This window comes from Legionella sp. W05-934-2 (genome assembly GCF_964199965.1).
GTDB lineage: Bacteria > Pseudomonadota > Gammaproteobacteria > Legionellales > Legionellaceae > JAFIFT01.
The window spans coordinates 372,653-387,451 of sequence record NZ_CAXMZT010000001.1 but is presented as its reverse complement, the minus strand read 5'-3'; the positions used below and the strand labels follow the sequence as shown (position 1 = coordinate 387,451).

Sequence of the window (14,799 nt, the reverse complement as noted above, 5' to 3'; positions counted from 1 at the left end):
CAAATTACTTTCATGGACGAAAGTTACGACAATTGTACACCAAGCCCTTTTGATTATCTAGACTTTTTCTGTATTTTTATCCACTTCGTATTCTTGAGGATCAGGGAGTAAATTATCAATAATTGACTCGATTGTGCAATCGGCAGCTGTGCTTGAAAGTGTCGAATACAAGGCGTTAAATTGTTCAACTTGATTTTCTCTGAAAGCTTCATCATAGACTAGAAAATGCACCATATTACTTAAGGAAGTTGGTTCACAATCGTCTTGAATTAATTCAGGCATTATCATTTTCCCACTGAGAATATTTGCTAAACCAATATAGGGTATTCGTACGAGTTGTGTCGCCGCGCTGTATGTTGCAGCAGAAATTTTATAAACCAAGCAACTAGGTCTACCCAACAAGGCACATTCAAGTGACGCCGTCCCAGATGCAACCACTACTGCTTCAGATAACATCATGACATCAATGGCATGACCATATACTAAGCTTACAGGGAGATTGCCAGGAAGAAGGGATTTTACATAATCAAAATTTAGTGACTTTGCAACAGGAATAACAAAATGAATACTGTCATCTTCTTGCTGGAATTGTTTGATCGTTTCGATAAATACTGGTAATAGCCGTTTTATTTCATTTCGCCTACTGCCAGGCAACATGGCTACTAAGATTTTATTGTCGGGGAGACCAAGTGATTGCTTATCCAATAACGATTTCATCTTTTCTTCCAATTGCCTGATAATAGGGTGGCCGACAAAAGAGACAGGCACTTCTGCCTGCTGATATAGTTCTTTTTCAAATGGCAAAATCACGGCCATATGACTGATGTATTTCTGGATGGTTTTTAGGCGTTTAGGTTTCCATGCCCAAATTTGTGGTGCGATATAGTACAGGATTGGAGTTAATGAAAATCGTCTAATTCTTTTAGCCAATCTTAAGTTAAATCCAGGGTAATCAACCAGTATAATAAGATCCGGGTTTTCAGTTTTAATATGGTTGATGATAAGGTTAAAGGCCTTCTTTATGATAAAAAAGTATCGGAATACTTCGGTTATGCCTGTCACACCATAGGCCGATAAATTAAACAACAATTTCATACCGGCGCGCTGTAAATGGCGGCCGCCTATGCCGGAAAATTTCCAGTCAGGATTTTGCTGTTTTAAAAGACGAACAAAACTAGATGCATGATAGTCGCCTGATTCCTCTCCAGCAATGATGACAATCTTTTTAGGCATGTTCTGTTCGTTCACGAAGTAGCAGCTCTTGGTTAATAAAATGGGTTATTTTATCGGCTGTTTCTAGGGCTGCTCGACCCTCTTCACCAGATACTAGGGGTTTCTTCCCGTGTTCGATGCATTCTAAGAAGGAGCGGATTTCTTCTAATAATGCATCTCCATTCTCAAACGTAGATTCATGCCGTACAATCTCTGGAATACCGGGGAACATTTCGCCTGTCCCTTTTTCAAATACTGCAAATTTCTTATTTTGGAAATCAATTGAAATATAAGTGTTGGCTTGAAAGATACGTGTTTTTCGTTCTGATTTATAGCTGATACGGCTTGCAGTGACATTTGCGACACAATGATTGGCAAAACGAATCCGTGCATTAGCAATATCAATGGAAGGGGATAAAACAGGCGCGCCTTGCGCATCAATGTTAGTGATTGGACTGTCAACGATACTTTGAATGATATCAATATCGTGGATCATCAAATCAAGCACAACATTAACATCAGCACCCCTTGGTTTGTAGGGTGCAAGTCGATGAGACTCGATAAAGAGGGGGTTATCCAAATGGTTATCTAACGCAAGGCGAGCGGCATTAAAACGTTCCATATGGCCGATTTGTAATACGCACTGGTGATGTTGGGCAATTGAGATTAAAGCGGTTGCTTGCTCAATTGTTTCTGTCATGGGCTTTTCAAGTAGCACATGAATGCCTTGCTCTAAACAACTTTTCGCGATTTGATAATGTTGCTTCGTCGTCGCAGCGATGCTAACTGCATCCACTTTACTAAATAAAGTGCGATAATCCACCGTGTAGGGTACGTTTAATTCTTGGCCCACTGCTGCAGCTGTTGTTGGGTTTACATCACACACAGCTACCAGTTCAGTTTTATCCAAAAGTTGATATTTCTGGGCGTGAAATCGTCCTAGGTAACCTACCCCGATGACTGCACAACGAATCATGGTTTTCTCTTTTATTTTTCAGAAATAGCAGATATGATCGCACGCCTATAATAATAAATCAATTATAACCTTTCTTATCAACCGCAGGCTTTGGAGAAGGCCGAAATTATTAAGAGAGGGCAAATAACAAAGGAAGCAGGATGATAGTTGCCGGTGTGGATGAAGCTGGGCGGGGCCCTTTAGCAGGGCCGGTTGTAGCAGCTGCTGTTATTTTACAGACTCAAATTGATGGCATTACCGATTCAAAAGCATTAAGCCATGCAAAACGAGAACATTTGTATCAATTAATAATTGACAAAGCCCTTTCATTTGCACTGGGTATTGTTGAAGCCGAAGAAATTGATCGAATTAACATCCATCAAGCAACGTTGCTTGCGATGAAACGAGCGATAGAAGGCCTATCAATTCAGCCAACAAAGCTATTGATTGATGGTCTTTATGCACCTCAAACATCGATTCCAAGTGAGTGTATTGTGAAAGGTGATTTGAAAGAGACGCTGATAGGTGCAGCTTCAATTATTGCCAAAGTTGAACGCGATCGAATGATGAATAATTTTGATCAGCAATTTCCACAATATGGATTTTCTAACCATAAAGGGTATGCTACAAAAGAACATAAGCTTGCATTGATGAAGCATGGCCCATGTCCAATCCATCGTTACAGTTTTGAACCGGTTATCTATGCTAAAGAGGCGCTATAACTGGCAGAGAGCTAATTCTATTTCGGTATTATCTTTGTGCATCTCACGCATCGACTCAACATCAAAAAGTCGTATGCTTAATCCAAAGTGACCTAGATTGATTTTAGGAATGGCACCATAGTATTTCGCTAATTTAACGGCGATCAAATGGCAATTATTTGCAGGTGGTAGTGCTTGTTGATAGAAACCTCTATCCAATTTAATGACAGAAGATAATGCTGTTTGGCGTAAGATAGATAAGTAGGTTTTTACGGTTTTATGTAAAGGGTGCAGTGCATTTATCCATTTTTCAATCATTTCACGGCGAATGATAGGATCTGCCTCCATCCAAAACTGAAACTGCGGACAAAAATCATTTAAACTCTGGTTATTCGCTGTTAAATTTTGGCGAATGGCGAGCAAGAATAAATCTTCATTCAGTCGGTTGGCAAAATTATGATTCATATTACTGAGATATTGAATCTGTTGAAAAAGTAAGTCGTATAATTCATTGCATATCTTTGTTTGACAGCGATTAAGTAGGTGTTCAACCCGGAGAAACTCTTTCAAAAATCGGCTTTTAAGCTCTGGCTTGTCGACAATGTTTAATACTTCGTTACAATTTAATAAAGCATGATGGTGAATAACGGGGTGTGATTCATTTTGACTGTCCATGATAGACTGGATATAAGATTCGAGTTTCAGCGAAACTTTTGGCAAGAAGTGGGTTGCCAATTCGAATGTCATCATCTCTTTATGCATCAGCAAATCCTTGCTTTGTACTTTATAGTTAGATGTGGCCTATCGATTGAATCAAAACTAGCATAACTGAAACTTCCAGTTTGATGCCTAAACTCTTCGTTCTATCCGATAAATTGTTTCAAAATTTACTTGTCTTTAAACTATCTAATAAAATATAACTCATTTGCCCACTGAACGAGCAGATTTGGTAATCTTTTTATTCAATTTGAAATCTTACCATAAACTATTTGGGGCTTCAAATCAATTATTCATAAAATCAAGGATTTATTGTGTTTTTGTAGTAGACTTCATTTCGATGACGCATTATTTTAATTGCGCAAGAGCGCTGTATTGTTGGTGTAATTGGTTGAGTTGTTCATGCAATGCATCGGTTGATTGATTATTGGTAATAATATCATCGGCTAGTTGGCGTTTAACTGAGTTTGGCGAATGGTTTTTAAGAACAGCCGCGGCCTGTTCATAGCCACAATGGTCTCGTTGCATAATTCGTTTTATTTGAATCGACGGATCGCTTTCAAGCAGTAAAACACGATTAAGATAGGGATAGTCACTGCGTGACTTGAGTAAGGGAATCTCAATGACAACATAGCGTCCTGTAGCGGAAGCTAACTGATCTTGCATTTTATTTCGAATGATTGGGTGAAGCAAATCTTCTAACCATTTTTTTTCAACGGGGTTAGAGAAAATCACGCTGCGTAAAGCTTGTTTGTTCAAATGTCCCTGTTCGTTTAGGATAGACTTGCCAAAATGTTTAGCAATGGCTAAAAATGTTGGCGTGTTTGGCTCTAACAAGGATCGATTAATTTCATCAGCACTGATAACAGTTACGCCTTTGTTAGCAAAAAAATTTACAGCAGTTGATTTTCCGCTAGCGGTGGAACCCGTTACTGCAACGACAAAGGTCATAATTATATTTTCTCGCAAGTAAAAAGTGGAACATTACAGCTTGAAGGCAACTTTGACAAGCGGCGGCATAAATATTCTGCCTTAAGGGTCGATTGATATTGATTGGAATAGGGGCCAGATGGGTATTTTTCACCGTTTGAATCATATGCAAAACATTGCCAATGAGTATTATGCGGGTTGCTCTTGGCAATGCGTTGACAATAGGCACGCTCTACTAGACAACTTGCTGGGTCAGCACTTTTGTGTTTGCAAAGATCCATTGATTTGGAGACAGCAATTTTTACAAATATGTTTTTGACGGAGTAAAAATATCCAAATTTATCCACAGCTGGGCATTCCCACGCCGCATAGACAGCGTTAACTGGTATAAGGCATATCATCAGGATTAAGCGGCTTATCATTAACATCCTTATCGACGAGTTTGTAGGATGGTCCCAAGTAACAGGTCAACAGTACTACCTTCGTTTTTCACCCTCATCACTACGCATACAAACGTTAGAAAAAAGACCTGAAAAATCGTACTAGGTTAATTATAGCATTTAGATGAATGCTTGTGCTTTGGCTTGATTGCGGACAGCATTAATACTTTTTTCAGTAATATCAGCAAGTTGTGCAATAATGTCGCTGGGTGAATTTAAGGGCGGTAACCAATATATTGTCTTTCCAAGTGAACGCATCAATGCTCCTTGTTGTAGTGCTTTTTGGAAGACTTGAAAACCGGGTCGATCAATGGCGATATCTTCTATATCAGCAGCAACCATTGCGCCAAATTGGCGAACATTCGCTAAACAGGCCGTTTTTTCAGCAACATGTTTCATTGCGTTTGCCATTTGTAACCCTAATTCGTTGACATGATTAAATATACCTTCAGATTTTATCGTTTCAATAGTTGCCAGCGCTGCTGCAATGCCAAGTGCATGCCCACTATAAGTATGGGAATGGAGAAAGGACTTGCCGGATTGGAAGTCATCATAAAAACATTCAAAAATAGGATGAGATATTGCCACGCAACTCATGGGTATGGTGCCGGAGGTTAGTCCTTTGGATAAGCAAATCAAATCCGGTTTGATATCCAAATAATCAAACGCCAACCAGCTGCCTACACGCCCAATGCCAGTCATGATTTCATCGGCTATGATGAGAATATCATTTTGTTTTGCCCATCGACATAATCGTGAAAGAAAATCAACCGTATATAATTTCATACCACCAGCTCCTTGAAGAAGTGGTTCGAGAATTAAAGCAATACAGTCCTTTTCGATGGCTTTCAATTGAGGGAGTACACGTTGCCACAAAGTATCACTTGACTCATGTAAGCAGTCATTTTGACTAGTCACATAAGGGATGTCTTCGATGGTGAATGTTGGCAATGATACATGATGAAAAGCAGATTTATACAGTCCAAGATCACTGACAGCTAGGGTGGCTAACGTTTCCCCATGGTAGGCATTGGCTAAATTAACAAACAGTTTTCTTGGATTTTCACGCATTATTTGTTCTTTCTGCATGGCAAGTTTCATGGCGATTTCAACGGCACATGACCCATCACTGGCAAAAAAAACGTGTTGTAAACCTGTAATTTCTTCGATAGTCTGACCAAATTCTGCCAATAAATCATGTGTGCAGTTAGCACTAATGATATGCTCAAATATAGCAAGTTGTGCTTCAATGGCTGATTTAACTCTTGGATGTTGATGACCAAGTGATTTACACCACCAGCTCGATTGAGCATCGATTAACCGACCGAGATTTGTCTCCAAATAGATACCCTTGGCATGATGAACGACGATCGGAGGACATTGTTCGAAATCTTTCATCTGCATGCAAGGATGCCATATATGCTTTAAGTCTCGTTCAATTGTATTCATTGGTAAACCCGGCGAAATTTTTAAGTTGACAAAAAATATTGGCAATTTATCATGCCAAGAACGTAATGCAAAGGAAAAATCATGATTTTCAATGAATCCCAGATAAAGGCAAAAATTACACATTGGTTTGATTTGCCCTTGAATGATTTGCTATTAGAAGCTCAGCTTACACATCGTAATAATCATCGTGCAAATGAAGTAGAATTAGCTACTTTGATGAGCATCAAAACGGGTGCATGTCCGGAAGATTGTGGTTATTGTTCTCAAAGCGGCCATTATAAGACGACCATAGAAAAAGAGAAGTTATCGTCGTTGGAACGTGTGAAAGAGCAAGCTCAGGCGGCAAAAGCGAATGGCGCCACCCGTTTTTGTATGGGCGCTGCTTGGCGACATCTTCCTGATAAAGCCATGCCAGAGCTGATTGACATGATTCAAACGGTAAAATCGCTTGGTTTAGAGGCATGCATGACACTCGGGATGCTTAAATCGGAGCAAGCACATCAGTTAAAAGAGGCTGGACTCGATTTTTATAATCACAATATTGATACGTCTGAAAATCACTATCAAAAAATTGTGACAACGCGAACCTATCAAGACCGGTTAGATACGTTGAAATTGGTGAGAGATGCAGGTATATCTGTTTGCTGTGGTGGCATCATGGGGATGGGCGAAAGCCGCCAAGACAGGATAGATTTTATTACCACACTAGCCACTATGGCCCCCCCACCAGAAAGCGTTCCTATCAACCGTTTAATTCCAGTACCTGGCACACCTCTGGCTAATGCAAAACCACTCGAGAATTTTGAACTGGTTCGAACGATTGCTTGTGCCCGATTAGCCATGCCTAACGCAGTGATACGCTTATCGGCTGGGCGGACTGAAATGAGTGATGAGTTGCAAGCACTTTGCTTTTTTGCAGGCGCAAACTCTGTATTTCTTGGTGAAAAATTGTTAACGTGTAGCAATCCTGAAAAAGAGAGCGATCTCTCATTGTTATCGAAACTTGGATTGGAAGCGAAAGATGGATGTTGTGCAGTCTAATATTGCTGATTTAATTGAAAGTCGGCAACAAAGTGGGCTATATCGGCAACGTAGTATTGCTAATACTAATCAAGGTGGCTTATCGTTTATGACAAATGATTACTTGTCTTTGTCAAAGAATGAGGCTTTAAAACACCATTATGCCCAAGCCTATTTGGATTATCCAACAGGCAGTGGCGGATCACCGGTCAATGGTGGTCGAAGTGAGGCTCATGAACGGTTGGAAAATCGCATTGCGCAATTGACGGGATGTGATACGGCTGTTTTATTTAATTCTGGCTACCAAGCGAATTTAGCGATTTTATCGCTGCTTGGTCGATTAGAAATACCTGTGGTAATTGATAAGGCAATCCATGCTTCTGTCTACGATGGCATTCAATTGGGCAAAGTGGCCTATAGCCGTTTTCGACATATCGATGCTGAGCATCTTGAGAGCAAGCTTTCCCCTCACAAGATGGTCATCACCGAGGGAATGTTCAGCATGAGCGGATTGGTGCCGCCCCTCGATCGTTATCGTGATTTAGTGGCAAAACATCAGTGTGGGTTAATGGTGGATGAAGCGCATTCCTTTGGTGTGCTTGGGCAAAACGGGATGGGAGCTTGTGAACATTTTCAAATCCATCAACATCAAGTACCACTAAGAATGATCTCTTTTGCAAAATCCGCTGCGTCAATGGGAGCTGCCGTTGTTGGGCAAAGTCAATGGATTGATGCGTTAATTCAATTTGCCCGCCCTTATACCTATTCAACAACCATGAGCTCCGCACTCGCACAGGGATTAAACCATACGCTGGACGCAATTGTGGAGGCATGTGATGCGCGTCAACACCTTCGCGCTCTAAGTGAATATTTTAAACAAAAAGCACTCGACTCGGGAATGGCCTGGCGATTTACACTAACCCCTATCAAACAACTTCAACTAGGGTGTGCTGAAACGGCCCAAAAATTTAAAAACTATCTTCACAACCATGACATTCATGCCCAATTAATTCGTAGTCCCACAGTCCCAGTCAAAGAATCAGGCCTTCGCATCAGCTTAAATGCATGCCATAAGATGGCGGATATCGATCGCTTATTTGAAGCTTTGGCTAAGGCGAATGCTTTGATATGATACAACTCTACCAATATGGAAAGGGATTATCTGTTTTATGCTTACATGGCTGGGGGTTTGATCATGCGATTTGGGATTGTTTAAAACCCATCTGGCCTTCTAATTGGCAAATGCTAACCGTTGACCTGCCAGGGCATGGTCTTACACCTTCCATGCCGATGGATTTGTTTACAAATAATCTTCTAAATATACTCCCTCAGTCCTTTTCAATCATTGGTTGGTCGCTGGGCGGCTTATATGCTTTCCATGTCGCCAATCAAGGTGGTAGGCGTATCAACCACCTTGCCGCAGTGGCAACATCCCCTTGTTTTCTAAAGCATAACGACTGGCCTGGCATTGAGCCGGCTGTGCTAACGCGATTTTATCGGCGATATGCCTATGATCCAATAAAAACCGTGCATGATTTTATCGAATTACAATTCCTAAATCATAGCCATCGTCCAATATATCAATATGCCCCCGCTTTACCAACGGATGCAGAATTAGGGTTAACCCTATTAAAAGAAATGGATTTTCGCCATCATATCCAGGGCTATGAAGGCAATGTGTCATTTTTGTTGGGAAAGCAAGATGCGATTGTACCGTCCTCATTAGCCAATGTATTATCTGGAAAATTATGTGTCAATGATGTGAGCATCATCAACCATTGTGGTCATATGCCATTTTTGACACATCCGGATATCTTTATAGACCATATGCAAGAGAGATTAACATGACTACATTCTTCATCACCGGCACGGATACAGGCTGTGGAAAAACGTATGTGACCCGATTATTAATTCACTATTTCCGCAGTTTGCACTTCCGTTGTGTTGGTTTAAAGCCGATTGCCTCCGGTTGTGAGTGGTTGCAAGAGCAATGGGTCAATGAGGATGTTCAGATTCTCATGGGGGCAAACCAATCGAATATGAGTATCAATCAATGGTTATTTAATCAGCCCATAGCCCCGCATTTGGCTGCTCAAGCGGAAGGCATAACAATCAACGCTAAGGATATCCATGCTTTCTTGAACCAGTCACAATATCAAACCTTTCAATTGCGTCTGATAGAGGGTGCTGGGGGATTGATGGTTCCATTGAATGAATCCGAAACATGGATTGATGTTGTTAAATATAGCCAGTTACCCATGATAATCGTTGTGGCTATTCGATTGGGTTGTATCAACCACACACTCTTACTGAATGAGGTTATCCACAAGTACCAATTACCAGTTGCTGGCTGGATTGCTAATAAGGTTGACCCCCAAATGAGCCATGTTGAGGATAATATCCAAGCGATTCAATCGCGAATAAATATACCTCTGATAGCTACCGTTAACCATCACAGCAAACAAATTGATGTGACGCGGATGATGGAGAAAGTCGTTAGTTTAATCTAAAAAACTTGCAAAATGCTATAATTTATATCAACATAGACAGCCTTTTTCTCTAAGTTTTAATCCATGATTGATTTGCATTGTCACAGTACCTATTCGGATGGTTTTTTGAGTGTAACTGCTCTTTCCCAACAAGCATTGTCTCGATCCGTTACCATGTTGGCATTAACAGACCATGATACAGTTGCAGGTGTTTCTGAATTACAACAAATAACCCAAGATAAACCGATAACAATCATCCCTGGGATCGAGATTAGTATTCGCTGGAATAAACACGATATCCATATATTAGGCTTACAGATAGATATTGACAATCCATTGATTAAAGAGGTGGTTGTTGAACAAAAATTGAGACGACGTCAACGAGCTAATTCAATTGCAGAGTCATTAGCTCAACTGGGTGTTCCTGATCCATTAAGAGCGGCCATTGAATTAGCCGGCCATGATCACCTCGCACGTCCACATTTCGCGCAAGTGCTCGTTAATGCTGGGTATGTGAAAGACAGAGCGCAGGCATTTAAGCGTTATTTGAAAAGAGGGCGGCCAGCTTACCATGCATGCCAGTGGATAAGCTTAGCGGAAGCTGTTCATGCGATCAAAGGCAGTGGCGGCATTGCTGTGTTAGCTCACCCGCAAAAATATGGATTGACGCAAACTAAGTTGCGCCAACTCATTGAGGAATTTAAGGATGTCGGTGGTGAGGGGATTGAGGTTGTGTCAGGGAATCAAAATATCGAAGGAATTAAACTAATTGCTGCCTTTTGCCAAGAATATGGTATGCTTGCTTCTTCAGGGTCAGATTTTCACGGTGGACCAGAAACCCAAGTTGGTTTAGGAGGGCAACCAAAGCTACCTGAGAATATACAACCAGTGTGGTCATTGTGGACGACTTAATAGGGGACATGAATGAGTCAATTTTTTGCCATCCATCCGGATAATCCACAGGCAAGATTGTTACGCCAAGCAACTAATCTTATTGAAAATGGGGGATTAGTAGTATATCCGACCGATTCAGGGTATGCGTTAGGGTGTCGGTTAGGAAATAAGAAGGCGCTAGAACGGATTCGTCGTATCCGTCATTTAGACAAACATCACAATATGACTTTGGTATGCCGGGATCTGTCCGATCTTGGAACTTATGCAAAGGTGACTAACCCCATCTTTCGATTGTTAAAAGCTTTCACACCGGGTGCCTATACATTTATCTTAAACGCCACTTCTGAAGTGCCTCGCTTAATGCTTCATCCGAAAAGAAAAACCTTGGGCTTGCGAGTTCCCAAAAATGTAGTGACGCTAGCTTTGCTGGACTGTTTGGAAGCACCTCTTATGAGTACCACATTAATTTTGCCTGGCGCTGAAGTTCCACTCAGTGAACCAGAGGCAATAAGAGATGTTTTAGGAAACCAAGTTGATTTAATCATTGATGGCGGCAATGTGGGTAATGAACCGACAACGGTGGTTGATTTAACAGGGAATTATCCTAGTATCATTCGAGTAGGGGGCGGGGATCCCTCACCATTTAGTTAATCATTAAGCGTAATAAGAGCTAGAAAATAATGTCATCTTTATATTCTGAAAATAAGCGTGTTGTTTCTGGGATGCGAGCGAGTGGTCGTTTGCATCTGGGCCATTATCATGGTGTTATAAAAAATTGGATTGACTTACAAAACCAATATGAATGTTTTTACTTTGTAGCGGATTGGCATGGATTGACGACGAGGTATGATGAACCAGGTTTTATGAAACAAATAATCTGGGATATGGTGATTGATTGGCTGGCTTGCGGCGTGAATCCTGGGCTGGCAACCTTATTTATCCAATCCTGGGTGCCTGAGCATGCCGAATTGTTTTTGCTATTGTCTATGATCACCCCCTTAGGCTGGTTAGAGCGAGTTCCCACCTATAAAGATCAACAAGAAAAGCTGAAAGATAAAGATTTATCAACTTACGGATTTTTAGGTTATCCCGTATTGCAAAGCGCTGACGTCCTTATATATCGCGCTGATCATGTACCAGTTGGCGAGGATCAGGTTTCACATATTGAATTAACGCGAGAAGTTGCAAGACGATTTAATTATATGTATGGAAGGGAGCCTAATTTTGAGCAGTTAGCAATGGATGCTATCAAAAAAATGGGCAAAAAGAATGGCAAATTATATCAAAATTTGCGAAAACAGTTTCAACAAGAAGGTTGTCATGAAAGTTTAACGACAGCCCAAGCCTTATTAGCTCATCAGCATAATCTTTCGATTGGTGATAAAGAACGGCTTTATGGCTATTTGGATGGTACAGGTAAAATAATTTTGCCAGAACCACATCCATTATTGACCGCAAATGCCAAGGTGCCCGGCATTGATGGTCAAAAAATGTCAAAGTCTTATGGCAATACCATTTCGCTACGAGAAGAACCGGCTATTGTTGAACAAAAAATTTTAAAAATGCCAACGGATCCAGCACGTGTGAAGCGAACGGATCCGGGTGAGCCACAAAAATGCCCTGTTTGGGATTTTCACAAATTATATTCCGACGATTCTACGAAAGATTGGGTGCAGACTGGTTGCCGCACAGCAGGCATTGGTTGTATAGACTGCAAACGACCGATTGTTGATGCTATTAACAAAGAGCTGGCTCCCATCCAGCAACAAATAATCGAGTTAGAGCAAGATCCTGGATCGGTAAAAAAAGTCATTGCAGAAGGAAGCGAGTCTGCTCGTGATGAGGCAAATAAGACGTTAAATGACGTGCGTGAGGCAATGGGCATTGATATCTGAACTTGCATTGACTGAGGCAGTTTATATCGATGGTGAGCTCGTTGAAAACTTGCCGTCTGACTTATACATACCACCGGATGCGATGCGCGTATTGCTGGATAGTTTTTCCGGCCCTCTGGATTTGTTACTTTATCTTATACGTAAACAAAATATTGATATACTGGATATTCCAATCGTCAAAATAACAAATCAGTATCTAAACTATATTGAATTGATGGAAGCGCATCGATTTGAGTTAGCGGTTGATTATTTATTGATGGCAGCAACGCTTGCTGAAATCAAATCTCGTTTGCTTTTGCCCAAGTCGCCTTATGAAGAGGAATCGGAAGATGACCCGAGGATGGCGCTGGTTAAGCAGCTTCAAAATTATGAAATAATTAAGCGTGCGGCTGAAATCATCGCTAAACTTCCATGTCAAGAGTATGACTTTCATGCCGTGGATGTTAAAGGACAAGGATTAAGCGACTGGGTGATTCATCCAAACGTCGTATTACCTGCGTTGCAGGAAGCCATGCGAGATGTGTTGCAAAGGCAATCCCATCGAGTGAGTCATCAGATTGTCCAAGAGCCATTGTCAGTAAAGGATCGAATGCAGAGTATTTTAGAAAAAATTAAAACGTCTAAATCACTCTCATTCTATCATTTGTTTACAGCATCAGAAGGGCTTCAAGGATTAGTCGTTTCCATGTTAGCTATCCTTGAATTAGCAAAATCAGGTAGTATACTTATTGAGCAAGAAAGTCCATATGCTCCTATCACAATACAGGCGAGTTTATGATCGAAATCGATATCAAAGCCGTCATTGAGGCTATTTTAATAACCGCTTCTCAACCAGTTAGCGAAGAGACGCTATTAACTATTCTACAAAACAATGGGTCGATATCGCCTGAGCAGATAACACTTGCATTACATCAACTAAAGAGGGATTATAGCGATCGCGCATTTGAGCTGGTTAAACTAGCGAGCGGCTGGCAAATTTTGACAAAAGAGGCCTTTGCACCTTGGATAAACCTGTTTAGGGCTGAAAAGCCGCCAAAGTACTCTGCTGCAACGCTGGAAACATTGGCAATTATTGCCTATAAACAACCAGTGACTCGGGGAGACATCGAAGCAATACGTGGCGTGAGTGTTAGCAGCCAAATATTGAAAACACTCGTCGATAGAGAATGGATTCGAATTAGCGGCTATCGAGATGCCCCTGGTAAGCCAGCATTATACCGCACTACTAGTCAATTTTTAGATTATTTCAAATTACCTTCTTTGCAGGATTTACCTGTAATCGAGGGGATAAATGGGATAGTTGAAGCTGATCAAATTGAAGAAATATACTTATGAGTGAAAAGCAACGATTACAAAAAGTCTTAAGCATGGCGGGGTTAGGCTCCCGTCGAGAAATGGAGAAGTGGATTGAGCAGGGGTGGATTAAAGTCAATGGGACAGTTGCCTCGGTTGGCGACTCGGTTGGTCCAAGAGATAAGATATCTGTTAAAAGCAAGCGCATCAATAATCCATTAGCACGAACCATTAGAACGCGTGTTATTTTATATCATAAATCTGTCGGTGAAATTTGCTCTCGCCAGGATCCAGAGCACTCTAAAACCGTATTTGATAATTTACCAAAATTAAGACAAGGAAGATGGGTGCAAATTGGACGTTTAGACATCAACACCTCGGGTCTCTTATTACTCACAAATGACGGAGAGCTTGCTAATTACTTGATGCATCCCTCTAGGCAGTTTGAACGTGAATATGCCGTGAGAGTTAATGGCGAAGTGACAGAGCAAATGATCAATGAAATGCTTAAAGGGGTTGAGCTAGAAGATGGCCTTGCGCAATTTAAAACAATTACTTATCAAGGTGGTGAAGGTAAGAATCAATGGTATCACGTGGTGCTATGTGAGGGGCGAAATCGAGAGGTAAGGCGCATATGGCAATCACAGGGTGTTGACGTATCCAGGCTAATTAGAATTCGCTATGGGGATATTCAATTGCCAAGAAACTTATCAAGGGGCAAAATGGTCGAACTTGAGCAAAGCCGTGTTGAGAAATTAATGGCTCAGCTGTCAAGTCAGTGATTGTTGTCTTCCTAACTAACGC

Annotated in this window: 16 protein-coding genes; 11 read left to right on the top strand and 5 right to left on the bottom strand. The window is 41.1% G+C overall.

All coding sequences use genetic code 11. From position 1 onward, the window contains the following. Positions 1-57: 57 nt before the first annotated feature. Together lpxB and AB3348_RS01830 are read right to left on the bottom strand one after the other, a co-directional pair. A complete protein-coding gene (gene lpxB, locus AB3348_RS01835) occupies positions 58-1,233 on the bottom strand; it encodes a lipid-A-disaccharide synthase (RefSeq protein WP_367605829.1) in 1,176 nt (391 codons plus the stop codon). Then, a complete protein-coding gene (locus AB3348_RS01830; protein ID WP_367605828.1) occupies positions 1,226-2,188 on the bottom strand; it encodes a Gfo/Idh/MocA family protein in 963 nt (320 codons plus the stop codon). Before AB3348_RS01830 ends, lpxB begins: the two co-directional genes overlap by 8 nt. 140 nt (positions 2,189-2,328) lie before the next feature. Between AB3348_RS01830 and AB3348_RS01825 the strand changes: the two genes are divergently transcribed. Further along, on the top strand, positions 2,329-2,889 hold the full coding sequence (locus AB3348_RS01825) for a ribonuclease HII (protein ID WP_367605827.1): 561 nt from the start codon (positions 2,329-2,331) through the stop codon (positions 2,887-2,889). Here AB3348_RS01825 and zapD read toward each other — a convergent pair. The 3 genes from zapD to bioA form a co-directional block, all read right to left on the bottom strand. Next, a complete protein-coding gene (zapD, locus tag AB3348_RS01820) occupies positions 2,884-3,630 on the bottom strand; it encodes a cell division protein ZapD (protein ID WP_367605826.1) in 747 nt (248 codons plus the stop codon). The two genes, AB3348_RS01825 and zapD, sit on opposite strands and share 6 nt — an antisense overlap. A 303-nt stretch (positions 3,631-3,933) precedes the next feature. Then, entirely contained in the window at positions 3,934-4,536 is a 603-nt protein-coding gene (gene coaE, locus AB3348_RS01815) for a dephospho-CoA kinase (protein ID WP_367605825.1), read from the bottom strand. 539 nt (positions 4,537-5,075) lie between these two features. Beyond that, positions 5,076-6,404, bottom strand: coding sequence for an adenosylmethionine--8-amino-7-oxononanoate transaminase (gene bioA, locus AB3348_RS01810; RefSeq protein ID WP_367605824.1), 1,329 nt, complete (start codon positions 6,402-6,404; stop codon positions 5,076-5,078). 81 nt (positions 6,405-6,485) lie between these two features. Between bioA and bioB the strand changes: the two genes are divergently transcribed. The 10 genes from bioB to rluB all read left to right on the top strand — a co-directional run bounded on the left by bioB (position 6,486) and on the right by rluB (position 14,777). Beyond that, complete coding sequence (bioB, locus tag AB3348_RS01805; protein ID WP_367605823.1) at positions 6,486-7,445, top strand: biotin synthase BioB; 960 nt, start codon at positions 6,486-6,488, stop codon at positions 7,443-7,445. Next, positions 7,426-8,556, top strand: a complete 1,131-nt coding sequence (locus AB3348_RS01800; RefSeq protein WP_367605822.1) for an aminotransferase class I/II-fold pyridoxal phosphate-dependent enzyme — start codon at positions 7,426-7,428, stop codon at positions 8,554-8,556. The genes bioB and AB3348_RS01800 overlap by 20 nt, the downstream gene beginning before the upstream one ends. Continuing rightward, positions 8,553-9,272: an alpha/beta fold hydrolase gene (locus AB3348_RS01795; RefSeq protein ID WP_367605821.1), complete on the top strand. Its 720-nt coding sequence runs from the start codon at positions 8,553-8,555 to the stop codon at positions 9,270-9,272. Before AB3348_RS01800 ends, AB3348_RS01795 begins: the two co-directional genes overlap by 4 nt. Next, positions 9,269-9,934 carry a dethiobiotin synthase gene (bioD, locus tag AB3348_RS01790; protein WP_367605820.1) on the top strand — a complete coding sequence of 222 codons (666 nt, stop codon included), beginning with the start codon at positions 9,269-9,271 and terminating at the stop codon, positions 9,932-9,934. The genes AB3348_RS01795 and bioD overlap by 4 nt, the downstream gene beginning before the upstream one ends. Positions 9,935-9,997: 63 nt before the next feature. Beyond that, complete coding sequence (locus AB3348_RS01785; RefSeq protein ID WP_367605819.1) at positions 9,998-10,825, top strand: PHP domain-containing protein; 828 nt, start codon at positions 9,998-10,000, stop codon at positions 10,823-10,825. A 12-nt stretch (positions 10,826-10,837) separates the two neighbouring features. Then, complete coding sequence (locus AB3348_RS01780; RefSeq protein WP_367605818.1) at positions 10,838-11,458, top strand: L-threonylcarbamoyladenylate synthase; 621 nt, start codon at positions 10,838-10,840, stop codon at positions 11,456-11,458. Between the two features lie 29 nt (positions 11,459-11,487). Continuing rightward, positions 11,488-12,702, top strand: coding sequence for a tryptophan--tRNA ligase (locus AB3348_RS01775; protein WP_367605817.1), 1,215 nt, complete (start codon positions 11,488-11,490; stop codon positions 12,700-12,702). Further along, entirely contained in the window at positions 12,677-13,480 is an 804-nt protein-coding gene (locus AB3348_RS01770) for a ScpA family protein (protein ID WP_367605816.1), read from the top strand. The genes AB3348_RS01775 and AB3348_RS01770 overlap by 26 nt, the downstream gene beginning before the upstream one ends. After that, positions 13,477-14,037, top strand: coding sequence for an SMC-Scp complex subunit ScpB (gene scpB, locus AB3348_RS01765; RefSeq protein WP_367605815.1), 561 nt, complete (start codon positions 13,477-13,479; stop codon positions 14,035-14,037). Before AB3348_RS01770 ends, scpB begins: the two co-directional genes overlap by 4 nt. Then, complete coding sequence (rluB, locus tag AB3348_RS01760) at positions 14,034-14,777, top strand: 23S rRNA pseudouridine(2605) synthase RluB (RefSeq protein ID WP_367605814.1); 744 nt, start codon at positions 14,034-14,036, stop codon at positions 14,775-14,777. Before scpB ends, rluB begins: the two co-directional genes overlap by 4 nt. Positions 14,778-14,799 lie beyond the last annotated feature (22 nt).

Coding starts and splice junctions, on each gene's coding strand:
- lpxB (WP_367605829.1), bottom strand. CDS start 1,233: ATGCCTAAAAAGATTGTCATCATTGCTGGAGAGGAATCAGGCGACTAT.
- AB3348_RS01830 (WP_367605828.1), bottom strand. CDS start 2,188: ATGATTCGTTGTGCAGTCATCGGGGTAGGTTACCTAGGACGATTTCAC.
- AB3348_RS01825 (WP_367605827.1), top strand. CDS start 2,329: ATGATAGTTGCCGGTGTGGATGAAGCTGGGCGGGGCCCTTTAGCAGGG.
- zapD (WP_367605826.1), bottom strand. CDS start 3,630: ATGCATAAAGAGATGATGACATTCGAATTGGCAACCCACTTCTTGCCA.
- coaE (WP_367605825.1), bottom strand. CDS start 4,536: ATGACCTTTGTCGTTGCAGTAACGGGTTCCACCGCTAGCGGAAAATCA.
- bioA (WP_367605824.1), bottom strand. CDS start 6,404: ATGAATACAATTGAACGAGACTTAAAGCATATATGGCATCCTTGCATG.
- bioB (WP_367605823.1), top strand. CDS start 6,486: ATGATTTTCAATGAATCCCAGATAAAGGCAAAAATTACACATTGGTTT.
- AB3348_RS01800 (WP_367605822.1), top strand. CDS start 7,426: ATGGATGTTGTGCAGTCTAATATTGCTGATTTAATTGAAAGTCGGCAA.
- AB3348_RS01795 (WP_367605821.1), top strand. CDS start 8,553: ATGATACAACTCTACCAATATGGAAAGGGATTATCTGTTTTATGCTTA.
- bioD (WP_367605820.1), top strand. CDS start 9,269: ATGACTACATTCTTCATCACCGGCACGGATACAGGCTGTGGAAAAACG.
- AB3348_RS01785 (WP_367605819.1), top strand. CDS start 9,998: ATGATTGATTTGCATTGTCACAGTACCTATTCGGATGGTTTTTTGAGT.
- AB3348_RS01780 (WP_367605818.1), top strand. CDS start 10,838: ATGAGTCAATTTTTTGCCATCCATCCGGATAATCCACAGGCAAGATTG.
- AB3348_RS01775 (WP_367605817.1), top strand. CDS start 11,488: ATGTCATCTTTATATTCTGAAAATAAGCGTGTTGTTTCTGGGATGCGA.
- scpB (WP_367605815.1), top strand. CDS start 13,477: ATGATCGAAATCGATATCAAAGCCGTCATTGAGGCTATTTTAATAACC.
- rluB (WP_367605814.1), top strand. CDS start 14,034: ATGAGTGAAAAGCAACGATTACAAAAAGTCTTAAGCATGGCGGGGTTA.